The sequence below is a fragment of the Levilactobacillus fuyuanensis genome (assembly GCF_003946395.1).
Lineage (GTDB): Bacteria > Bacillota > Bacilli > Lactobacillales > Lactobacillaceae > Levilactobacillus > Levilactobacillus fuyuanensis.
Genome location: NZ_RHNZ01000008.1, coordinates 98,980 through 121,990, shown reverse-complemented (window position 1 = coordinate 121,990; position 23,011 = coordinate 98,980). Strand labels below are relative to the sequence as shown.

20 protein-coding genes are annotated in these 23,011 nt (G+C 51.2%); 12 read left to right on the top strand and 8 right to left on the bottom strand.

Annotation, left to right across the window (positions count from 1 at the left end):
* The first annotated feature begins 139 nt into the window (after positions 1-139).
* The 3 genes from EKM73_RS06030 to EKM73_RS06020 all read left to right on the top strand — a co-directional run bounded on the left by EKM73_RS06030 (position 140) and on the right by EKM73_RS06020 (position 3,984).
* Positions 140-2,671 (top strand): glycoside hydrolase family 30 protein, encoded by a 2,532-nt coding sequence (locus tag EKM73_RS06030; protein ID WP_125701077.1) that lies wholly within the window; start codon positions 140-142, stop codon positions 2,669-2,671.
* A 270-nt stretch (positions 2,672-2,941) separates the two neighbouring features.
* A complete protein-coding gene (locus EKM73_RS06025) occupies positions 2,942-3,439 on the top strand; it encodes an isochorismatase family protein (RefSeq protein WP_125701076.1) in 498 nt (165 codons plus the stop codon).
* Between the two features lie 68 nt (positions 3,440-3,507).
* On the top strand, positions 3,508-3,984 hold the full coding sequence (locus tag EKM73_RS06020) for a glutathione peroxidase (protein ID WP_125701075.1): 477 nt from the start codon (positions 3,508-3,510) through the stop codon (positions 3,982-3,984).
* A gap of 239 nt (positions 3,985-4,223) precedes the next feature.
* Here EKM73_RS06020 and EKM73_RS06015 read toward each other — a convergent pair whose 3' ends face one another.
* From EKM73_RS06015 to EKM73_RS05995, 5 genes are all read right to left on the bottom strand, one after another.
* Entirely contained in the window at positions 4,224-6,158 is a 1,935-nt protein-coding gene (locus tag EKM73_RS06015; protein ID WP_125701074.1) for a copper-translocating P-type ATPase, read from the bottom strand.
* On the bottom strand, positions 6,155-6,436 hold the full coding sequence (locus EKM73_RS06010) for a cupredoxin domain-containing protein (protein ID WP_125701073.1): 282 nt from the start codon (positions 6,434-6,436) through the stop codon (positions 6,155-6,157). Before EKM73_RS06010 ends, EKM73_RS06015 begins: the two co-directional genes overlap by 4 nt.
* A 30-nt stretch (positions 6,437-6,466) precedes the next feature.
* Positions 6,467-6,838 (bottom strand): cupredoxin domain-containing protein, encoded by a 372-nt coding sequence (locus tag EKM73_RS06005; protein ID WP_125701072.1) that lies wholly within the window; start codon positions 6,836-6,838, stop codon positions 6,467-6,469.
* A gap of 192 nt (positions 6,839-7,030) precedes the next feature.
* The gene (locus tag EKM73_RS06000; protein WP_125701071.1) at positions 7,031-7,861 is read right to left on the bottom strand and encodes a DNA-binding domain-containing protein; all 831 of its coding nucleotides are present in this window, start codon (positions 7,859-7,861) and stop codon (positions 7,031-7,033) included.
* Positions 7,858-9,156 (bottom strand): sensor histidine kinase, encoded by a 1,299-nt coding sequence (locus EKM73_RS05995; protein ID WP_125701070.1) that lies wholly within the window; start codon positions 9,154-9,156, stop codon positions 7,858-7,860. Before EKM73_RS05995 ends, EKM73_RS06000 begins: the two co-directional genes overlap by 4 nt.
* Positions 9,157-9,795: 639 nt before the next feature.
* Between EKM73_RS05995 and argF the strand changes: the two genes are divergently transcribed.
* The 3 genes from argF (at position 9,796) to EKM73_RS05975 (ending at position 13,489) form a co-directional block, all read left to right on the top strand.
* Positions 9,796-10,794 (top strand): ornithine carbamoyltransferase, encoded by a 999-nt coding sequence (gene argF, locus EKM73_RS05985; protein ID WP_020089358.1) that lies wholly within the window; start codon positions 9,796-9,798, stop codon positions 10,792-10,794.
* Positions 10,795-10,809: 15 nt separating this feature from the next.
* A complete protein-coding gene (gene arcC / locus EKM73_RS05980) occupies positions 10,810-11,736 on the top strand; it encodes a carbamate kinase (RefSeq protein WP_125701068.1) in 927 nt (308 codons plus the stop codon).
* Between the two features lie 247 nt (positions 11,737-11,983).
* Entirely contained in the window at positions 11,984-13,489 is a 1,506-nt protein-coding gene (locus EKM73_RS05975) for a YfcC family protein (protein ID WP_404819711.1), read from the top strand.
* A gap of 98 nt (positions 13,490-13,587) precedes the next feature.
* Here the strand turns inward: EKM73_RS05975 and uidA are convergent, their stop codons facing one another.
* Positions 13,588-15,399 (bottom strand): beta-glucuronidase, encoded by a 1,812-nt coding sequence (gene uidA, locus EKM73_RS05970; RefSeq protein ID WP_125701067.1) that lies wholly within the window; start codon positions 15,397-15,399, stop codon positions 13,588-13,590.
* A gap of 188 nt (positions 15,400-15,587) precedes the next feature.
* Between uidA and EKM73_RS05965 the strand changes: the two genes are divergently transcribed.
* Positions 15,588-16,259, top strand: a complete 672-nt coding sequence (locus EKM73_RS05965) for a hypothetical protein (RefSeq protein WP_125701066.1) — start codon at positions 15,588-15,590, stop codon at positions 16,257-16,259.
* Positions 16,260-16,352: 93 nt separating this feature from the next.
* Here EKM73_RS05965 and EKM73_RS05960 read toward each other — a convergent pair whose 3' ends face one another.
* Entirely contained in the window at positions 16,353-17,069 is a 717-nt protein-coding gene (locus EKM73_RS05960; RefSeq protein ID WP_125701065.1) for a sulfite exporter TauE/SafE family protein, read from the bottom strand.
* Positions 17,070-17,221: 152 nt separating this feature from the next.
* Between EKM73_RS05960 and EKM73_RS05955 the strand changes: the two genes are divergently transcribed.
* From EKM73_RS05955 to EKM73_RS05945, 3 genes are read left to right on the top strand one after another with little or no spacing between them, the layout of a single operon-like run.
* Positions 17,222-17,593: a GntR family transcriptional regulator gene (locus tag EKM73_RS05955; protein WP_125701064.1), complete on the top strand. Its 372-nt coding sequence runs from the start codon at positions 17,222-17,224 to the stop codon at positions 17,591-17,593.
* Positions 17,590-18,300 (top strand): ATP-binding cassette domain-containing protein, encoded by a 711-nt coding sequence (locus EKM73_RS05950; protein WP_125701063.1) that lies wholly within the window; start codon positions 17,590-17,592, stop codon positions 18,298-18,300. The genes EKM73_RS05955 and EKM73_RS05950 overlap by 4 nt, the downstream gene beginning before the upstream one ends.
* The gene (locus EKM73_RS05945) at positions 18,293-19,066 is read left to right on the top strand and encodes a hypothetical protein (RefSeq protein ID WP_125701062.1); all 774 of its coding nucleotides are present in this window, start codon (positions 18,293-18,295) and stop codon (positions 19,064-19,066) included. Before EKM73_RS05950 ends, EKM73_RS05945 begins: the two co-directional genes overlap by 8 nt.
* A gap of 85 nt (positions 19,067-19,151) precedes the next feature.
* Here EKM73_RS05945 and EKM73_RS05940 read toward each other — a convergent pair whose 3' ends face one another.
* The gene (locus EKM73_RS05940) at positions 19,152-20,270 is read right to left on the bottom strand and encodes an ROK family transcriptional regulator (protein ID WP_125701061.1); all 1,119 of its coding nucleotides are present in this window, start codon (positions 20,268-20,270) and stop codon (positions 19,152-19,154) included.
* Positions 20,271-20,654: 384 nt separating this feature from the next.
* Here EKM73_RS05940 and EKM73_RS05935 point away from each other — a divergent pair, with 384 nt between their 5' ends.
* Both EKM73_RS05935 and EKM73_RS05930 read left to right on the top strand, forming a co-directional pair.
* Positions 20,655-22,061 carry a glycoside-pentoside-hexuronide (GPH):cation symporter gene (locus EKM73_RS05935; RefSeq protein WP_125701109.1) on the top strand — a complete coding sequence of 469 codons (1,407 nt, stop codon included), beginning with the start codon at positions 20,655-20,657 and terminating at the stop codon, positions 22,059-22,061.
* Between the two features lie 158 nt (positions 22,062-22,219).
* A complete protein-coding gene (locus EKM73_RS05930; RefSeq protein ID WP_020089347.1) occupies positions 22,220-22,996 on the top strand; it encodes an SDR family oxidoreductase in 777 nt (258 codons plus the stop codon).
* The last annotated feature ends 15 nt before the right edge of the window (positions 22,997-23,011 follow it).

Genomic DNA, 23,011 nt, shown 5'->3' with positions numbered 1-23,011 from the left:
CTCCTTCGATTAGATTTATTTATATGCTATGTATTCCATTCCTTATAATTATTATAGCCGTAAATTTCGGAAAAACGTTTACTAAACTTGAAACTTCTAAATTTCTTCACCTTTGATAGATTGGAGTGTGTGATCAGACATGAATACAACACAGGTAACAATTGATGGTGATTTGCTGGATGCGTCGGCGCAGGATGCCAATACCTTCAAGGGGTTCGGGTACTTGAGCTGCAACAACTCGTCGCGACTTCTGCTGGATTACAAGTGGGAACAGCCCAAGAGTTACCAGCAGATCTTAGAAATTCTCTTCGGGGGACAGCACCCCCTAATGTCAATGGTCAAGCTAGAGCTCGGGGATGATGCGAACACGTCGTCTGGGACTGAACCGGCGACCAAACGCAGTGTCGATGAGCCGGCCAACGTCCTACGGGGTGCCGGCTACCAGCTGATTGCCGATGCCAAAAAGTTGAATCCCCAGCTGAAGACTAGTCTGCTACGATGGGGTGAACCCGGATACCTGCGGCCATTGTGGGCCCCGGTCAAGAGTGCCGACCCCGATCATAACGTTCCAGAGGCGGCTTACGAACCGATGTATCAGCTCTACAAGCAGACCATCGTGGCGGCATACCAGCAGTTTGGCTACCTCTTCGATTACGTGGACCCGGACAGAAACGAGACGAAGCATCCCATGTATCGCTGGATCAAATGGTTTGCCGATCGGTTGCATAACGACACTGATTTTCCGGCGGACTTTCCTGTGGCACGTTACCACCAGATCAAGCTGATTGCGGCCGACCAGAACTACGAGACCGAGTTTGGTAATACTATGCTGAATGATCGTGAGCTACTCAAACAGGTTACGGCAGTCGGATATCACTACAATACCGATGATGGACCTCATAATCAATACAAACGCTTGGCCGATGACCACCAACACGAGGTTTGGTACAGCGAGGGCATTGCGCCGATGACCTTTGGTAAATATCGGGTACGGGCCAGCTCCGGTGATGGCATTGGCGGCAAACAGAGTGGTCTGGATGTGGCTAACCGGCTGATCAAGAGCTACGTGAATTCTCGGCGGACCTTCTACATCTTCCAGCCAGCCGTTTCGGCCTACTATCCCGGGGTCAACTACAGCCACAAGGAGCTGATCACGGCGAGTCATCCATGGTCTGGGTACTTTGAGGTCGACAACGTGGGGCTGCAGGTCATGAAGCACTTCACGGACTTCGCCCAAGCCGGGTGGCACGAGAGCAACCCTTGGCGTTACTTGCCGAGTGCCTGCGACAGTCAGGTTGGTGGGACGGAGAATCTGGATAGCCACACGGACGCACCGAGTTATCTGACGCTGGTGGCGCCGGATAAACAGGACTTTTCGACAGTCTTGGTCAACGATAGTGCGTATTCACGGCAATACACGCTATCACTCGTCAATTTACCAGCAGTCGGTAAGCCAGTCACGGTGTGGGAGAGTCGCGGCCCGGAACTGGGACAAGCTTACGATAGCGGGTTGAAACAACAACGGGAAACACTCACGGCTACGGCCGGCAAGCTGACGGTGCTCGTTCGCCCCCACAGTATTGTGACCGCAACGACGCTGGATCTGAGGACTGATCCCGAGGTTCTTTACACCCGGCAGACGGCACCGGTGGCCAATACGTTGTTGGACGTGGCGGATAGCCAAGATATTTTCTATCAGGATGACTTCGGTTACGCGGTGGATTACCAGACGACTCGGGGCGGCACACCGCGTTACACCACGGATCAGGGTGGGGCCTTTGAAGTCGAGCAGCGTCATGGTCAGGGGGTCTTGCGCCAGCAGATCACCGAGGCGCAACGTGCGCTGGACTGGGAATATTCCTATGCGCCGAACCTGACGCTGGGGGATGACCGCTGGTGCAATTACACCGTAATGGTTTCCGTGAAATTCGACGACACGACCCAGCAGAATTCGCCGACCGGCAATTACTTTGGCATCGGCCTGTATCAGGTGACGGACGTCAAGGGGCGGCTGGAGAGTGCACCGTACGTCTTCAAGGTGGCCACGGATGGCAGTTGTCAGTTGCTGAAAGATGATCGTGTCGTGGCTTTGGGGTACGTGGATGGTCTGGACCTGACGCAGATTCACCAGCTGAGCTTTGGCGTCAGCGGCAATCAGCTGACGGCGAGCATCGACGGCCAGACCGTATTGACCTTTGTGGATACGGACAATCCGCACTACAGCGGGCGCGTCAAGCTGGGAACCGGCTACTATCACACGGAGATTACCCAGATTGTCGTCAAGAAGAACGATGTGGCGGATGGTGTCCAGTATCAGCGGCTCGACGATTTGGATGAGCGGGTCACGTACCGTGGTGACTGGCAACACGTTTGTGGGTTGGGCAATACGATTTGGAACCGAACTCTGTCGACGGGAACTGCCGGCGCGGAAACTCAGGTCGCGTTTGACTTCACCGGGACCGGCTTTGCGCTATATGGCAAGCAGGTCGCAGCTAGTCGTTTGACGGTCAAGGTCGATGGTCACCTGTTGGCTCCAAACTTCGAACCACAGCGGGCGGCCGATAAGGTGGAGAATGCCGTCTTCTTGGGGTTGTCTGCCGTCAAACACCATGTCACGATTGCGGTGACGGCCGGGACCTATACGCTGGATGCGGTTGGGTTTTACCGGTAGGCTGAGTGTACTTCTGAATTCTTCAAGTATACTGGAAGAAAAGTGAAAAAGTCGAATTTCTTCAAGCATGATTGATAAAAACAAAAAATCATTAATGTATTGAATCACTATCGTCTGCATGCCTTAACCGGGTGCAGACGATTTTTTTGATGATTTCGAAAAAGAGATGAGACTGAAACGGCGATTTTTACATTAGTAATAAGTATAAGGGGTAATCTTAAGAGGATCGTGCTACACTCAAAACAACTAAGTACTGAAAGGATGACAACCATGCCACAAGCAGATGTACTATTAGTAATCGATGTTCAGAACGGACTGAGCCAGGCCGCGGGATACGCCGCGCTGGTGGATCGTATCAACGAGCGTCTCGATATATACCACGACGAAGAGCGACCGGTCATCTTCATGCAACACACCGATGATGAAATGGCTTACGGTAGCGATGCCTGGCGCCTCGATGCGCGCCTGCATCGACAGGCCGATGATACCGTCTTTCTGAAGTATCATACGGATGCCTTCTACGAGACTGGTCTGGCGGATCGCTTGCACCACACTCTGACTGAAAGCGTGGAAGTCTGTGGCCTGCAGACGGAATACTGCGTGGATACGGCGTTTCGGGTCGGCCACGACCGCGGCTTCGACATGATTACGATGGCTGGCATGAGTACCACCTTCGATACACCGGAACTCAGTGCGACCGTAATCTGCAAGCACCATGAAAGCATCTGGAATGGCAGCTTTGCGACAGTCTATCCTGCGGCAGAATAGCAGCCCTTCGAAACTAATTAGTGTATAATTAGATTATGCACAATCGTTTCAAGAAGGGAAGTTTTCGAATGGCAACGATTTATGATTTTTCCGAAACTGAAATGAGTGGTCAAACAATCGACTTTACTGATTATCAGGGAAAGGTTGTCTTAATCGTAAATACGGCCAGCAAGTGTGGCCTGGCACCGCAGCTAGAGGGAATCGAAGCATTGTACAAACGGTACCATGATCAGGGCCTAGAAGTCCTGGGATTACCGTCGAATCAGTTTCACCAGGAACTGGACTCCGACGAAGCGACGAGTGACTTCTGCCAGCTACATTATGGCGTGACCTTTCCCATGACCAAGCAAGTACGCGTGAATGGTGAGAACGAAGATCCATTGTTTACTTACCTGAAAGCCACGGCCGGTCACGGTCGGATCAAGTGGAACTTCACTAAATTCTTGGTTGGGCGGGATGGTCAGTTGATCGACCGCTATGCACCAATTACCAAGCCAGAGAGTATTGAAGACGCCATTGTGCAGGCGTTGGGGGCGGCTGACTAACAATTGTCAGTCAATTAGGCACACCATTTAGACTGAGAAACGACCCAATAATTTCTAAACATGAAAAAAATCGTGTTGCTTACCGGATAGTTTTTACCCGCTAGGCAACACGATTTTTGTTTAAATTAATGGGCGATTAAGGAACCGATCCCGATCGCCGCAATCACGTAAACTAACGCAACTGCGATGGTGGTCCAGGTGTCCTTTTGCCAGAATTTTTCAGTCATGGTTGGCCCTCCTTAGGCGACTTTGGTGGTCGGCGTAACGGTGGACGTGAGCTTAGACTTGTTCAAGAGCAGCGAGCTGGCGACCACGGAAAGTGAGCTGAGTGCCATGCCGAGGCCGGCAATCTCCGGGCTGAGAATGAGTCCGAGTGCCGCGAAGAGTCCGGCTGCCACGGGAATTCCCAGCGTGTTGTAGATGAACGCCCAGAAGAGGTTCAACTTGATTCGGCTGAAAGTCTTTTGGCTGAGTTCGAGGGCGCGGACCACATCCTGCAGGTCGTTTTTGACCAGGACGATGCCCCCGGCTTCGATAGCGATATCGGTGCCGGAACCCATGGCGATGCCGACGTCGGCGGTCGTCAGGGCTGGTGCGTCGTTGATCCCATCGCCCGCAAAGGCTACGGGACCATCGGCCTGCAACCGTGTGATGGCCGATGCCTTGTCACCAGGCAGGACGTTGGCGATGACTTCATCGATACCGACTTGATCCGCGATAGCTCGGGCTACCCGGTCGTTGTCTCCGGTCAGCATCACGGTCCGCAGACCGCGTGTCTTGAGCGCCGCGATGGCACCGGCTGAACTGACTTTGGGTGCGTCTTGAATGGCAATCAGGCCGATGACTTGGTCGGCACGGCCAACGATGACGACCGTCTTGGCGGCATTTTGCAGTTGCGTCATTTGCTGCGTCAGTTCTGGTGTGAGGGTGTAGTGGTCGAGGAGCTTCTCGTTACCGATGAAGGCAGCTTGGCCAGCGACCGTGGCCTGCACACCCTTACCTTGAATGGCTTGGAAATCAGTTGCGGCAACGGGGGTGAGACCGGCACTACTGGCCTTATCCAGCACGGCGGTCGCTAGGGGATGCTCGGAAGCAACCTCCAGATTGGCGGCCACTTGAAGGACTTCGGGTCCACCCACGATGTCGGTGACTTGAGGATGTCCCTCAGTGATCGTTCCGGTCTTGTCGAACACGACCGTCTTGATCTTGTTGGCCGCCTCAAGAACCTCACCGTTTTTGATGAGGATCCCCATCTTGGCACTACGGCCGGTACCGACCATCAACGCTGTTGGCGTGGCGATTCCCAGTGCACAGGGACAGGCGATGATGATAACTGAAACGGCGAATAACATGGCGTTGACGAGGCTGGCACCCAATACGACATACCAGACGGTAAAGGTGAGGATGGCCACAATTAGGACGGTGGGGACGAAAATGTCGGCGACCCGGTCCACGGTCTTTTGAATGGGTGCGTGGCTGGTTTGGGCCTTCTTGACCATCTCAACGATTTGCGCCAGAAGGGTGTCGTCGCCAACTTTGCTGGCGGTAAACGTAAAGGTTCCGGTGCCGTTGATGGTGGCGCCGATGACGTGGTCGCCAGCCTGCTTGGTCACGGGCATACTTTCGCCAGTCACCATGGATTCATCGATACTCGAGTGGCCGTCGGCGATGGTGCCATCGACGGCGACCTTTTCGCCAGGTTTGACGCGAATCGTATCACCGACCATGACGTCACTCAAGGGAACCTGGATGAACTGACCGTTGCGGAGCACGGCCGCACTCTTGGCTTGGAGACCGATCAGCTTTTCTACAGCTCCTGAGGCGGAGTGCTTCATTTTTTCTTCGAAGTATTGGCCGAGGAGGATGAAGGTGATCACGAACGCCGCGCTCTCGTAGAAGACGGCCCTGCCCGTGAGCATCGCGTAAACACTATAGAGGTAGGCCGTCGCAGTTCCGATGGCGACTAGCGTGTCCATGTTGGCGTGGTGGTGGCGAAAGGCGGCCCAGGCACTTTGAATGAAGGGCCGGGCGGAGACGGCCATGATCCCGGTCGTGAGGAGAAACATCGTCCAGGCGCCACCGGGAAGCATGAAGCCGAAGGGGGCTGCCACCATTTCAACCAACATGGGGAGGGAGAGAATCAGCGAGAAGACGAAACGGTTTTTGATACTCATGGCTCGATGACCACCTTCCCCCGGAACATGTCCATGCCACAGGCAAACTTGTAGGTGCCGGCTTGACTGGTATCGATGACGATTTCCTGTGGTTGGTTCAGTGGGAGATCAGCCAACACGTCGAAGTCTGGGAGCTGAACCTGATCCAGACAGCCGGCGTCATTGATACGATTAAAGGTGATCGTGGCTGGCACGCCTTGCTTCAGAACAACGGTGTCGGGTTGGTAGCCGCCGTTAACGATAACAGTGGCGTTTTGAGTGGTATTTGTATTTGTCATAAGATGACCTCCAATAGGATTGTGTGATGATTACTTGATGATGACCTTGCCGTGGAACATGTTCATCCCGCAAGCGTACTCGTATTCGCCAGGGGTGCTGGTGTCGATGGCAATCGCGTGATTTTCGTCCTTGGGCAAGAATTCGTTGATGCCGAAGTCGGGGAAGACGACCTGTTCCAGACAACTGGAGGCATCCTTGCGGTTAAAAGTGATCTGGGCGGGAATCCCGCGTTTGAGGACGACGGTGCTGGGGGTGTAACCCCCACTGACGGCAACATCGACGTCTTGCTTATCGTGCGCCACAGCGGCGTCGACGGTAGCGGTGGTGTGCTTGCCGAAAAACCACCAGGCAATGAAGCTTATCGCAATAATGGCGCCGATCGTAACAATTAATTTATCCATGATGATCAAACCTGTCTTTCCTTTTAAGTTTACAAACGTAATCGATGTAAATAGCATACGGCTATCGTTTACATTTGTCAACGAAAAAATACGCTTCGGATTTGTCGCGCGTCTAGGGAACAAAAAAGCGTCACAGCTACTTGAAAGAAGTAGACTGTGACGTCAGTGGTTGAATTTGAAATGAAGTGTGTGTTAGATCTCCTGCACCAGGCCATCGAAGAAGCGTTTGAGGGAAATTTTCCCACGAGTACTGCGCTCACCTTCTAGATAGAGCATCTCGCTGCGAACGTTTTTGTATTCGTAGAGCGTATTGGCGTATTCGACGACGATCTCGTCCCCCATGTCATCGAGACAGAGGTGGGCGAGGTTGGTCAAACCAGTCTTGATGGCGCGTCGGACCCGCTGGAAGACAATCTTCTTTTCGCGGTCGTCGATGTGGTAGGCAACGTTGAAGTCAATTTCGCGAAAGCTCAACTGTTGATCAATCATGATCTGTGTAATGGCCAGAATATCGGCGGAACCAGCCTCGGAAGTGATGCCCAGGAAACGCAAAATCGATAGAATCTTGGCTTTTTGGGCTTGGTGGGGATCCACGGTCGGCGTTGCCGTGGGCATGCCACCAACCAGCGACTGAACGGCATTGAGTTTAGCGGCCATCTGGATGTTTTGAGATACTTTTTCCACAACCGTCTTGACCTCAATCAGGTTGATCGGCTTGTCGATGAAAAACTCGATACCTGCCTGATAGGCCTCAGCCCGTAGTTCGTCATCCTTAACCTGGGAAATCATGATGAAACGGAGGTCGGGATGGAGGTGCTTGAGCTTTTCAACCAGTTCAATCCCGGACATACCGGGCATCAACAGGTCAACTAGGACGATGTCGACGTGTTGAATCATGATATCGGCGATGGCCTTCTGGGCGTTGGGCGCCACGCCAATCACGCTGTTGTTGGCATCCTGTTCGAGAATGCGGCGTAGCATCATGGGAATAGCAGGGTCGTCGTCGACGATGTAGAATTTCATGCGGAAACCTCCTGTGCGAGTCGCTGTTTATTGAGCGTAATTTCAAAATTAGTTCCTTTGCCGAGTTGTGAGTGAACCTGAATGTCGCCGTCAAACTGTTCCTGAACAATAATTTTAACATGCGAGAGGCCGATGCCCCGGTAAACGTTCCCGGTAGTCTCATCGAACTTGGTACTGAATCCCGGCTGGAAGATCATGGCCTGGGTCTCTTCGTCCATGCCGGAGCCGTTGTCGCTGACGGTAATGATCACGTTTGGTCCGGCGTCAGCCACCGTGATGCGAATGTAGCCGTTGGTCTGGTCAAGCATGGCGTCGGCGCTGTTGAAGATCAGGTTGGAGAGAATTGAGACTACATAGTAGTGGTTGGGGATGACGATGTCGACGTGGCTGTGGGTATCAATAACGACACCTCGTTGCTCGTCCTTTAGGGCTTCGCGGATGTAGCGGGTGGTCACGCGCAGAATATCAGCGAGTTGCATGGGGGTCGCTTGATCGTTGCCAAAGGAACTGCCCAGTCCACAGATAACGTTTTGATAGTCCTTTTTGATTTCGTGAACGTCACGGGCGATGTCCAGGGCCATTTCGCGTTGTTCAGGCGTAACGTTGGCGTTTTGAAGCTGTTTGTTCAAGAGGTAGGCGTTCTTCATGACATTCTCAATTTCCGTAATATTCTTACGCATGAAGTAGACTTCACTCTTCACGACCGATGCCACCCAGATGAAGTGGTAGTACTGCTGCTCATGGTCTTCATCGCGGACGAGCAGGGTAAAGTGGTGGTAGAGGAAAGCCAGACAGCAGCTGAGTAGACTGCGCAGGAGGGCGGTGACAAATAGCAACTGAAACAGTCGGTAGTGGTAATCGGTGAACCCAGTTAAGATGCTGACTTCCAGCAAGTTGGCGAGGTAGTCGCAGACGATGATCGTCAGTAGAAAAGAGCTGTTGTTTCGCTGGCCCTTACGCCAGTACAACCAATAATAAAGCACGCCGTAACAGACGTAGAAGACCATGTCGGCCGCAACGTAACGCAGATTATCGGTACGGCTGACATCGTTGCCGATGAACAATAGGATTCCCCGGAAGATGGGGGAGGCTCCGGCGATGGCGAACGTTAGGTGAATCGGATTCAGGTCGCCGTTAAAGTAGAGAAAGATTGGTAGGAGCAGGGCGGATAACGTCAGGATAAACCCCGGCGTGTAGGCGGTAAAGTTGACTTGTGAGGCTAAGGCGATGCAGATGGCGGCAATGAGAATCCGCCGATAACGTTCGTGACTAATGAAGCGGGATTGTTTCAACATCTTGAAATAACTCCTAACTTATTATGGACAATGGACGTTGCAAATATATGTATGATTGTTTTTGACTTGTAAACGGTGTGGGGGTCGCCTGCGGTAGTCAGGGATTCTGCCGCTGTGGGGACCGCCTTCAGCCGAAGGACGGGCTTCCGGCTCGGTTTGAAACCTCGCGTAGTTCGTGCGAGTTTCCAAACGCGTCCCGCGATGTAAGGCCGGGAAAAATCGAACGCCCGGTCTAACATCGCCGTCACGGCTGGCGCCATCCCTGCCTACCTCCGGCTAAGCAAATTTACCGGTCAATAGCAATCGATTCTTGTTCAGTGTAACGTATTTGGCGGATTTCGCCGAGGGAATCCCTGTTCTAAATTTGCCATCATTGAGGAATGCTGATGAGATTGATAATTATATTCATTCTTTGGCGTGACTCAAGCGGAGGTAGTGCGTAAGTGAGTTGCACAGCAAAGGGCATGCAACGTTTGATGCATCAGCATTTACATCGGTTTGAATCACTAACTAGAGCTGGCAGACGAGGTCACACCAATATAATAAAAAAAGTATTTTCCTGACACTTTGAAGCTCCGTGAAGTTTTACGAAACCGATTACATATACTGTCATTGTAAATAACAAAGGAGGAATTAACAATGTACAATTTGCGGAATCGGAGTTTTCTCACTTTATTGGACTACACCCCTAAGGAAATGGGCTTCCTGTTACAACTGGCTGAAGATCTCAAGAATGCCAAGTATGCGGGCACGGAACAGCAAAAATTGAAGGGCAAGAACATCGCTTTGATTTTTGAAAAGAACTCAACTCGGACCCGTTGTGCATTTGAAGTTGGGGCCTACGACCAAGGCGCCCACGTGACTTACCTCGGCCCTTCCGGCACACAAATGGGTAAGAAGGAATCGGCTAAGGATACGGCGCGTGTCTTAGGCGGGATGTTTGACGGTATCGAATACCGGGGCTTCTCCCAACGGACCGTAGAAACATTGGCCGAATACTCAGGTGTTCCAGTTTGGAACGGGCTGACTGATGAAGACCATCCCACCCAAGTGTTGGCGGACTTCTTAACGGCTAAGGAAATTCTCAAGAAACCCTACAACCAAATCCACTTTACATACGTGGGTGACGGTCGGAACAACGTCGCTAACGCGTTAATGATCGGGGCGGCAATTATGGGGATGACCTACCACCTGGTCTGCCCACAAGAACTGAACCCATCGCCAGAATTACTGGCTAAGGTTGAAGCCATCGCTGAAAAGACCGGGGCAACCATCTTTATCACCGATGACGTGGACCAAGGGGTGAAGGGGTCCGACGTGCTCTACACCGATGTTTGGGTATCGATGGGTGAACCAGATGAAGTCTGGACGGAACGGATCAAATTACTCTCACCTTACCGGATTACCAGCGAAATGATGGCTAAGACCGGCAATCCAAACTGTATCTTCGAACACTGCCTGCCATCCTTCCACGATACAGAAACTAAGGTGGGTAAAGAAATCGCTGAGAAGTTTGGCATTACCGAAATGGAAGTGACCGATGAAGTCTTCGAAAGCGACGCATCGGTGGTCTTCCAGGAAGCCGAAAATCGGATGCACACCATCAAAGCGGTGATGGTAGCGACCTTAGGCGAATAAGCGGAGGACAAGCAAATGGCAAAAATTGTTGTGGCCCTCGGCGGAAACGCCCTAGGGAAATCACCAGAAGAACAATTACAATTGGTTAAACACACCGCAACCTCACTAGTTGGTCTCGTGGCAGCTGGCCACAAGGTCGTGATCAGTCACGGGAACGGTCCGCAAGTCGGGGCCATTAATCTGGGGATGAACTATGCGGCGGAACACGGCCAGACGGCGGCGTTCCCGTTTCCTGAATGTGGGGCGATGAGCCAAGGCTATATTGGCTATCACCTCCAACAGAGTCTGCAAAATGAACTCCACCAACGGGGGATTGTGAAGGATGTGGCGTCAGTCGTCACCCAGGTCGAGGTCGACGAAAGTGACGCGGCATTCCAGCACCCAACTAAGCCAGTCGGCGCGTTCTACAGCAAGGAAGATGCCGACCGCATCGTGGCCGAAAAAGGCTATACCTTCGTTGAAGACGCGGTCCGGGGTTATCGGCAAGTGGTTCCCTCACCACAGCCTAAATCAATTATTGAACTCAAGAGTATCAATGATTTGATTGAAAATGACAACTTGGTCATCGCTGGCGGTGGCGGTGGGGTCCCCGTCGTCAAGACCCCAGCAGGCTTGAAGGGCGTGCCGGCCGTGATCGACAAGGACCGTTCCAGTGCCTTACTGGCGGCCAACATCGCAGCGGAACAGCTGATTATCCTGACGGCGGTCGATGCCGTGTACGTCAACTACGGAAAACCGGATGAAGATGTTCTCCGTGAACTGACGGCGACGGATGCCAAACGTTACATTGACGAAGGTCAGTTTGCACCAGGCAGCATGCTACCAAAGATTGAAGCCTGCTTAGAATTCGTCGCTTCGGGTAGCAACCGGACGGCCCTAATCACCTCACTAGACCGGCTGGATGATGCGTTGGCTGGAAAGGTCGGCACACTGATTAAGTAACCGCAACAATCGCTATATTTTGGCAGACACATAGAGCGCGGTCCAAGGGATGTTGGCGTAGCACCCGTTCTTGGGACCGCGTTTTGGATTGGAACAAAGCTTGCCACCGCCTTACCGGGCAGCGTAAATTGGCTGGATCGCGTGGGCGGACGCCTAAAGCCACAGAGCGGTCTTTAGGCTTGGGTTTGAACCTCTGAGGAGCGAGTTTCAAACCCGCCGATCCCCTAAGCGGCTCGCCACTTAGGGGATTCCCACGGCTGAGCCAATTTACGCTGCCCTCACGGTTGCCGTGATGGCGACGTGGATAATTCCCGCGGGGTCCTATTCCAAGCTTGCCTACGAGTCGTCCAGTTCGTCATTAGTCATCACCAAGCCTTCGGGGAAGACGGAAAAGGTGGCGGCGACTCAGGAACAACTGGATAAGCTGGGTGTGAAGATTCAAATCAAGGAATTTACCTCAGGCGGCATCACCCAAGCTGTCTCGATTCCCAATACTTATCAACGTTTGAAACAACATCCGGCGGGACTGGGGGCCATCACCAGTAGTATGGTACGTGGGACCATCGAAGCCGTGGACATCATGGTCTTCATCTTCGTATTAGGGGGGCTCATTGGTGTGGTTAAAGCCAGCGGGGCGTTTGAAGCCGGCCTGCTGGCATTGACCAAGAAGACGAAAGGCCACGAGTTTATGCTGATCTTCATGGTGGCCGTCCTGATGATCTTAGGGGGAACGCTCTGTGGAATCGAAGAGGAGGCTGTGGCCTTCTATCCGATTCTGGTGCCAATCTTCATTGCGATGGGGTACGACTCCATCGTCTGTGTCGGGGCCATCTTCCTGGCGAGTTCGGTCGGGACGTCGTTCTCCACGATTAATCCGTTTTCTGTGGTGATCGCGTCCAACGCGGCCGGCATCAACTTTACGGAAGGGATCGTTTGGCGGATTGTTGGGCTGATTGTGGCGTCCATCTTCGTCATCTGGTACCTGCACTGGTACAGTAAGAAGGTTAAGAACACGCCAGCCTTCTCCTATACTTACGAGGACCGCACGTCGTTTAACAAGATGTGGTCGGTGGCCTCCGGTGACAGCGAAGAGGGTAGCGAGTTTACCTTCCGGAAGAAATTAATTCTAATTCTGTTCGTGGTGACGTTCCCCATCATGGTCTGGGGTGTGATGTCTCAGGGCTGGTGGTTCCCAACCATGGCGTCATCTTTCTTGGCATTTGCCATTATTATCATGTTCCTGACGGCGACTGGGAAATACGGGATCGGTGAAAAAGGCGTCGTGGATGCTTTCACCAACGGGTCCGCGAGTCTAGTCGGCGTCTCACTGATCATTGGACTTGCCCGGGGGATTAACCTGGTCATGAACGAAGGACTCATCTCCGATACAATTCTCCAGTACTCCTCAACGCTGGTGGCGCACGTGAGCGGATCGGTCTTCATCCTGATTCTGATGCTGATCTTCTTCGTTCTTGGATTCATCGTGCCTTCCTCATCCGGTTTGGCCGTGCTGGCAATGCCAATCTTCGCGCCGTTGGCCGATACTGTTGATATTCCACGGTTCGCCGTGGTGACGGCCTACCAATTCGGGCAGTACGCGATGCTCTTCCTGGCCCCAACCGGTCTGGTCATGGCAACGCTACAGATGCTGGACATGAAGTATTCGCACTGGTTCAAGTTCGTTTGGCCAGTCGTGCTCTTCGTCCTGATCTTCGGTGGCGCCATTCTGGTCGCAGAAGTGCTGGTCAGTTGAGTCTACTGAGTTGAAAGTAAATGGTTAGCAAATAGCCGCCATCTCCGTATCGCTGAAATGCGAGGGAGATGGCGGCTATTTAGATGGGATTAGCAACTTTACTTTTTAGTCTTATACCCGAAATCAGGAATGTTATGCCAGCGTTCAGAGAGGTACTGGACGGCTTGCTTCGGTTCGCGGGCACGGGTGAAGATGCCTTTCTTATTGCCTTGCACCCGTTGAATGCCAAATTTCGTTTGGAAATCGGCAAAGTTCCAGAGCTGCTCACCCACAAAGCTCGGCATCTCATCGAAGACCTTGCTGTAAGTGCGGTAGTAATCGGTCTGGTATTCTTCGGAGAACGGTTCGCCGTAAGCACTGTGGACCCCGGCGATGGTGTCGGCACCGTATTCGGTAAACATGATCGGCTTGTCGGGATATAGTTTTTGCCACGCCTGCAATTCGGCACGGAGGTGCGTCTCAGCGGCTGGTAGATCGCCGGTGTCGAGGTACCAGCCGTAGTAGCGGTTGAGGGCCAGCACGTCGACCAAGTCGGATGATTTATCGGCGGCTGGTGACGCTTGAATTTCGCCCACGTAAGTTAACGGTCGTTTCTGGGGGTCCAACTGGCGAGCTAACTGGAAGAGTGGCGCAAAGTATTCGTGCGCGCCCAGAGAGTAGTTGGCGGCCTCGTTCGCAATCGACCACATGACGACACAGGCGTGATTCTTATCGCGGTCGATTATTTCGTGAATGACTTGGCGGTGGGCCGCTTCGGTCTTCATCTTGGTCCAGGTCCCGTCGTTGAAGTCGGGTTGAACAACGGCGTCCATGTTGAAATCAAAGCGGGTCATCAGGCCGACCGCCGGCGTCTCGTCGATGACCACGATACCTTCGCGGTCACACAGCCGCATCATTTCATCGGAATAAGGGTAGTGCGAGGTGCGGAAGGAGTTAGCGCCCATCTGTTTCATAAGGTTGATGTCGAGGACGTTGTAGGCCTGATTGAGTCCCTTACCGTTGACGTAGGTGTCCTCATGCTTGCCGAAGCCTTTGAAGTAGAACGGCTGATTGTTGATCAGAAATTGACCAGCCTTGACTTCAACTGTGCGGATGCCAAAGGGCTCATCGTACTGGTCAATGACTTCGCCAGAACGGGTCCCCGTTACGTGCGCCGTGTAGAGGTAGGCGTTGCCGGGTTGCCAGAGATGGGCGTGTGGAATAGTTGCCATGTGGGTCGTTGGGTCAACGGTTGCCACGGCCTGACCGGCGGCGTCGCAGATGGTCGTCGTCAGGTCGAGACCTTCACCGGTGGCTGTGACCGTGACCGCTGCCGTTCCAGTGGTGAAGTCCACGGTTGGTACGATGGTGATGTCGCTGATAAAGTGGCGCGGTGTCGTGTAAATCTTGACGGGCCGGTGGATGCCGGCGTAGTTAAAGAAGTCGAAGTTTTCGTCGACGTGGCGGGTCACGCGGCCATCTGCATCGGTCGTTTCGTGATAGTTGCCGACGGGCAGAGTTGTGTGGTCGAGAAGGTTGCTGACTTTGACCGTTAAACGGTTCTTGCCGGGGATGAGGTGGTCGTTTAAAACGACTTCAAATGGGGTGAAGCCACCCTTGTGATGGGTGATTTCGATGCCGTTCACGAAGACCCAAGCCTCGTGGGTGACCGAACCAAAACGCAGGACGAGTCGTTGGTCTTGGAGAGCGTGCATGATGGAAAAGTCACGTTCGTACCAGAAAAAGCCATCGTGTTGGCGAATGGCGGGGTCCACCGTTTGATCGTTGAATGAGGCGGGAACGGCCATGAATGTGGTGGTGACGAGTGGTTGGGTGACATCAACGGGGTGTTGCTCGTCTTCGACCTTGAATTTCCAGGTGCCGTCGAGGTCGAGGACGGTGCGGTCAGTATTGCTGACGGGATAGAGCATAGATCATAATCTCCTTTGACTATCAATGTTGGGTTAGTGAAGATGCGGGATACTGCAAGGTTAGGATAGCACGCACAGACAGCGCTTACAACTGAGGGCTTATCCGAGCTATCACGGTTTTACGAGGGGTGTGATATACTGACTAAATGTAAGCAGTATAATCGAAAATCTTCAAGGAGGATGCCCGAATGTCACTGACGACCGCAAAGAATTATCTCTTATTAACTGAAAGAATTGGCAAGAAACCCATGCTACGAACGCGTTTTACCACCCAAGCTTATCTGATTCTGGCCACGTTACTGGATTTACGTGACCAGGGTGTTCTGACCGTGACGGCGGGTGAAATGAAGATTGCTGACCAGGCGAAGTTGGCGGCGCTCCCGCAGTATTTAGATGAGCTCAAGATTCGGTTGCAAAATGACCTGCAGCAGGATGCTCAGCTAAAGTCGGCATTGAAGCTCGTCACCAGCTGGAATATTGTCAACGAAATTTATGATGGCATCGGTGCTGAGTTAGAGCGGGATGGTCAGGTGGAGCGGGTCATCTTCCAAAATAATCTGAAGCCGCACGTCATCTATGAACCCACAGATGCCAGCCGCGCCCACGTCGCTGACAACTTGGCCGGGAATATAGACCGTCAGCAACTGACAGCGGCGGACATGAATCTGTGGTTGTTATTGCGCCAGCAAAAGGCGTTGCCATATCTCTTCAGCGACGAGGCACGCCTAGCCAAGCTGACTGCTGAATTTGACCGGCAAACGGCTACTGATGTGGAGGCTGCAACGACGCAGACATTGACGGAAACGGCTGGCGAAATCATTCAGATGAAGAAGTTTGAGATGGATGGTTGGCTGAGTTAAGTAGGCTGTGATAAAACAAACGGTCACCTCAATTTGCTGGGGTGACCGTTTGTTTTTAGTTTTAGAAAATCTCATATTCATTTGGCTTGCTCTCTAAAATAGCAAGTAATAAAGTCCGCTCGCCCCAATAAAGACGTAGATATACCGTTTCACGGTACCGATATTCAGGTGGTTCAGCAGGCGTGCGGCAATCACCGTTCCAATGATGGCGCCGACCATGCCTACCAGAATATAGGGAATCAGGCTGGTCGTTAGAATCCCGTTGAACACCCGCAGTGTGGTGATATAGACAGTGTCAATCAGAAAGAACGTTTGGATGTTTCCAATATATTCACCGGTAGTGTTGGCGAGTGAGAGGAAGTACAGGGCCATCAGCGGGCCACCGATGCCAAAGAGACCGTTGAAGAAGCCCGATATGATCATGAAGATACCGGCGATCAGCCACGGATAGGGCTTGGCCCCGGCCTTTTTATTAAATGTAAAGTAGAGGGACAGTGCAATCAATAGCCCACCGAGAAGCATGCGTAGCAGGTGGACGTCGAATATCCGCACGAGGTGGACCGACCAGGCCGCCACGCTGGCGTAGACCAGAAAGGGAATAATGATCCGCTTGATGTGAATGTCGTGGCGGTAACGCAGAACCAACGTTAGGACGCTGGCCACCATGATCAGTGAGGCCACACCGGCACTTTCCGCAATCGGCAGAATGCTGGGTAGAAAAATCATCATCATGATGGCCGCGCCGAAGCCCGTCAAACCCTGAACCATGCCGGCGAGAAAACCGAATAAAATTATGAGTAGCCAGGTCATTGCGTAAATCTCCTTATAAATCACTTAATCCTAGTGTGGGCGAATGCCGGGGAGATGTCAACGCGTAGCTGGATTTGAGCATGAGGGTTGCCAGCCAATGAAATTGATGTTATAGTGTAATAGTAAAATATAACACTAGGGAGGCAACGGACATGTATTTCGATGATAAGATCCCGATTTATTATCAAATCAAGAATCATATTTACCACGAAATTATCACGGGCGCACTACAGCCAGGGGAAAAGTTGCCATCAGTACGGCAATTGGCGGTAGACGTCACGGCCAATGTAAACACGGTTCAACGGGCGTTAAGCGAGATGATTGCGGCCGGAATCATTGAATCCAAACGTGGTAGGGGGAATTTTGTCACTATGGAAACGACAAAAATCACAGACTTAAAAACACAACTGGTGACGACGCAGCTGGCGCATGTCTACCAGCAGCTGCACGCCTTGAATCTCAGCGATGAAGAAATTTTAGCGAGTGTTCAGCACTATATTGAACGGAAGGGGCAAGCCAAATGACTGACAGCTTAAGCATCCAAAATGTGACGTACAAACGAGGAATGAAGACGATCCTACACGATGCCAACCTGACGCTGGCACCCGGAAAAATCGTCGGATTACTTGGCGAAAACGGTGCCGGGAAGACGACACTGATGCGCTTGATTACGGGCAGTGCCAAGGGCGCTGGTGACATCATGGTGAGTGGCGATACCGCCGAGGCAGATCGCAAACGCCACGTGAGCTTCTCTGAACAACTCCGAGGATTTGCCGGCAATACGAAGTTGACCCGAATCATTGCTTTCTATGAGACAGTTTACGAGGATTTCGAGGCGGACCGGTTCACGGAGCTAGCGACATTCTTACAGATCGATACCAGTTTAAAGCTGGCGGCACTGTCCAAGGGGATGAAAGAAAAGTTGGTTATTGCTCTGACGTTGGCACGACGGACCAATTTGTATCTGCTGGATGAACCTTTTAGCGGTATCGACAGTATGAGTCGTAAGAAGATTATCAACAGTATTATCCAGTGGAAACCGGAGAACGCGACGATGGTGATTAGTGATCACTACGTTTCTGAGATTGCACCAATCTTGGACGAGATCGTCATCGTCAAGGATCAGACCATCTACGCGCACCGGCAGGCTGATGAAGTGCGTGAGGAATTCCACATTGGAATTGAAGCTTACTATGAGAGCCTGTATGAGAGGGGCAACGACAATGACTAATTTTGGCAAATTATTTAAGGTGTTCAACCGCAGCAAGTTCTCAGCGGTCAACCAGTTAATGTTGATTGAATTGGCGGCGATTGCGGTCAGTCTCATCTGGACGCTGGTCTCGGGCCACATGTCACAGATGAACTTTCTGGGAGCCGTGAGTGGCTGGTCGGGGTTGGTCTACATCGTTGGGTTTGTTCTGATTGCGCGGCAGGCTGAATTGGCTTTCACGCGGGACACGTACCGGCTGATTCCAGCCAAGAACGTTACTTTTTACGTCGCAAACTTGGCTTCCTCGTTAGTGATGTTCCTGTACTTAATCCTGTTACAAGTCGGCTTACACCTGGTGGGCTTCGCCGTTGCCTGGCGTAAGATCAGCAGTGAATTAGGCGGCATGACCATGAGTCACCACTTAGATTTCAACGGTGGCGATGTCGCGCAAATTGCGTTGACTGTGATACTACTCATCTTGACAGTCTTCATCTTAGCGCTGACAACGGTCACACTGATCCATCTAACGGTCAGTGCGACGAATAACTTCCTGCCAGCTGCTGGTAAACGGGTCGTGGATGCTATCCTGTATATCGTAGTGATTCTGCTGGTGATGCGCGTGGGTGTCTTCCTATTTTCACAACTCAATCAGTTCATGACGACGCTCAACGTTCAAGGGTTGACGAACGTGGTGATCCCATTGGTTGGCATGTTGGTCGTGGCCGCGTTAGAATCTCTAATCAGCGTCTTTTTGATGAAGCGTTGGGTGGAGACGGTTGCGAACTAAGCGGATAATTAAAATCTGAAATAAATTAAACAACGAGGAACCGTGCTTAAATTAGCACGGTTCCTCGTTATTTTTGTGTTTTTATTTAGATATTCTGTAAGAGTTCTTGAATGGCCGGAATAGCTGCACCAACGGCAACGGCGTGGTCGACAACGGTGCCTCGTTGTAGGTATCCCTGTGTTTCAGGGAAGACGGACAGTTTACCTAAACGTTGTTTTAAGGCGGTGATATTGGCTTCACTGAGGTATTTCGTTAACTCACCAGCAATCACGATGGGCAGGTCGACAAACATGTGAAGGTTGTAGATGGCTTCAGACAGGTAATTGAGATAAGTTTCAAAGCGCTGTTCAATCTTCGCGTCGTGATGATGGAGATCTGCGAAGAATGTGCCGAGATCTTCGTTTGCTTGGAGCAGGGAGCTGACGGAACAATAGGTTTCAATGCAACCACGGCGACCACAGTAGCAGATGGGGCCATCAGTGGAGTTTAACGTGATGTGTTCCATCGTCCCACTCCGACCACTGGGACTTTTGAAGACCTTTCCGTTGATGATGATGGCCGTACCAATATGTTCACTGATTGACAGAAAAATCCCGTCGGTCGGCTGATTCGCGTATTCGGCTACAGCAACGCAGTCCGCGTCATGGTAGAAAGTGACGGGGAAGGGGAGGTACTGACCAAAATTATCGGATTTCATCCCAGTACAATCGAGAATCTTACCATAAAGAATCGTCGTCCCGTCATTCGAAATCAGCCCTTGAATGCCAATTCCCACGCCGCTGATCTGGGTCAAGCTGAAGCCCTTAGTTCGTAGAAAAGCCAGCAGCTGTTGGCTAAGCGCTTGGGCGTACTGGTCGTCATTGGCAAAGGGGAGATTCGTCGTGTGAATGTCGAGAACCTCATTACGAAGATTCAAAACGGCAATCGTGGCGTAATTTCGAAAAATTTCGACACCGACGCTTAGGCTGACATTGGGGTCGATGGCGTAGGCGGTCGCGCGCCGCCCAATCAGTGACTTCAATTGGCCATTCTTAATGATGAGGTGCCGTTCGGTTAGTTTTTGGAGATTGGAGCTGACCGTGGGCAGGCTGAGATTCAATTGATCTGCGATGTCCTGCTTGGAAAGTTTGTCGTTGGCATACAGCAGATGGTAAATATCCGAGTAATTTGAACGTTGAATGGATTGCATATTACTTGTGCTCATGGGGGGCTCCCTTCTGAATGATTGAATGACTTTAGTGTAGCACATTTGGACGAAATAGAAAGTGACTTACCACAATTAAGTAAGCGCTACCAAAATAATACAGTCAGGTCTTGCGACTAGTCGTCCTTAAGGCTGCCGACGAGGGATCGAGCTTCAGAAAACATGCAAGTGAAAATTTCACAGATGTAAATTAGTTTTACACAACTTGTAGTGACAGAGTACTGACTTAGCAGAGTTTCTGGCTGTTGGATGACATGTGAAATTGATATTTAAGTAGTTAATCGGTTGCTTATGAAAGCGATTGCAATTATACTGGTGCAGTAATAGGTTTTATCAAATGGGTTTGCAAAATGATTTATATTAATTATCTGTGGGGTGTTGAAATTGAAAAAGTACCTGTCCTATGCTTTAGGAACGTTCGGTCACGATGCGTTCTATAATACGTTGAGCATCTATTTCATGATGTTTCTGACGAGTCAGCTATTTACGAATAGCGGCGACGAGAAGATGGTGGGGATTGTCACAATGCTGGTTGTGGTGATTCGAGTTGGTGAGATTATCTTTGATCCCATGATTGGTGGGGTGGTTGATAACACGAACACACGGTGGGGGAAGTTCCGGCCGTGGATCATGATTGGGTCGGTCGTTGCTTCAGTTGGCTTGGTGTTCTTGTTCTCAGATTACTTCGGGCTGGCCTGGAGTAGTCCCACAATGTATTTGATTTTGATTGCGGTGACCTTCTTAATCGTTGATGTCTTCTATTCATTCAGTGATATTGCGCTGTGGTCGTTACTTCCAGCGGTTAGCTTGGATTCCAAGACACGAACCAAATTCGGAACGGCCTCACGGATTGGCTCTACGCTTGGGGCACAAATTGTGATTGTGATTATTACGCCAGCAATCATGCTCTTTTCACACTGGATTTCTAAGGTGCCATTTGGGCAACAAACCCGTGCAGGCTGGACCGGTTACGTGTTGATTGTGGCCGTGTTATGTACAGGTGGAGCACTGATTACCTCGCTGAATCTGAAGGAAGAACATAACGTGATTCGGGCCAACGTCAAGCACACCACGTTGTCTGATATCTTTCGGGCAATCGGTCGGAACAAGCAGTTGTTGTGGATTGCAGCGTCATATTTCCTATTTGCGTTTAGCTATGTGGTCACTAATTCCTTGCTGATGTATTACTTCCGTTATCGTTTGGGCAATGCTGGTGCCTATACCTGGGTTGGCGTGATCACCTGTGTTCTGGGCGTGATCTCGGTTGCCCTGTATCCCGCACTGGAGGCCTTGATTCGACGGAAAGCGATTTACATTGGTGGGATTGCCTTTATGTTGATCGGCTATGTTTTATTCTTGTATGCCGGTCAAAGCTTGCTGTTGGTTCTACTAGCAGTGTCGTTTTATTTCTTCCCATACCCATTGATCTTCCTGGCAACGTTAATGACGATTACCGATAGTGTTGAGTACGGGCAATTGGTCAACGGTGTGCGGAATGAATCCGTGACGTTGTCGATTCGGCCGTTGATCGATAAGCTTGCCGGTGCAGCATCTAACGGGATTGTTGGTATCGTTGCGGTAATGGTTGGCATGACGGGTAATGCTAAACCCAGCGATATTTCCGCCAGTGGTGTCAGCCAATTCAACATGTTTATGTTCTATATTCCAATTGTGTTGTTAGTGATTGCCGCACTTATTTTTTGGCTCAAAGTGACCTTGACTGAGGAAAAGCACGCTGAAATTGTGCGTGAATTAAAGAAACGGTTAAAGTCACAGCCAGCTGAAAGCTAGAACTGGCGGGGCTAACGGCGGAGTTCGATGATAAAAATCAAAAAATGTTGAAAACGGTACCAAAAAGGATTGACTTCTAGAAATTTTGGGTTTATGCTTAATCGTGAATTAAAGAAAGTCATTTTACAAAATACATTTATCTTTTAGGAGGAATTATCATGGGTATTTTAGATAAGATGCGTCTTGATGGTAAGAAAGCATACGTTACGGGTGGCGCTCAAGGTTTAGGTAAAGCCATGGCAACTGGGTTAGCCGAAGCTGGTGCCGATGTCGCAATCGTCGATATCAACATTGCCAAGGCCCAACAAACCGCCCGGGAAATTGCTGAAGCTACGGGTCAAAAGGCCATTGCCATTAAGACCGACGTTACTGATCCTGAACAAGTCCAAAACATGATCGATACAGTCGTTAAAGAATTAGGTGGGTTGGATGCCGCCTTCAACAACGCTGGCATGTGCTTGAATGTCCCAGCCGAAGAAATGACGTTTGAACAATGGCAGAAGGTCGTCAACTTAAACTTGAACGCCGTCTTCCTTTGCTCCACGGCTGCTGGTCGCTACATGTTGAAGCAAGGTTCAGGTTCAATCGTGAACACCGCTTCAATGTCAGCCCACATTGTTAACCGGCCACAACCACAATGTTCATACAACGCCACGAAGGCCGGTGTCATTCAATTATCTAAGTCATTAGCCATTGAATGGGCTAAGAAGGGCGTGCGGGTCAACACCATGAGTCCTGGTTACATGGGGACTGATTTGACCTTGAACTCACCTGACCTGAAGCCATTGATCAAGACTTGGAACGACTGGGCACCACTTGGCCGCTTAGGTAAGCCAGAAGAATTACAAGGGATGGCCGTATACTTAGCTAGCGATACCAGCAGCTTCTCCACTGGTTCCGATTACTTAGTTGATGGTGCCTTCACGGCATGGTAGACCGTCGCAATTAAT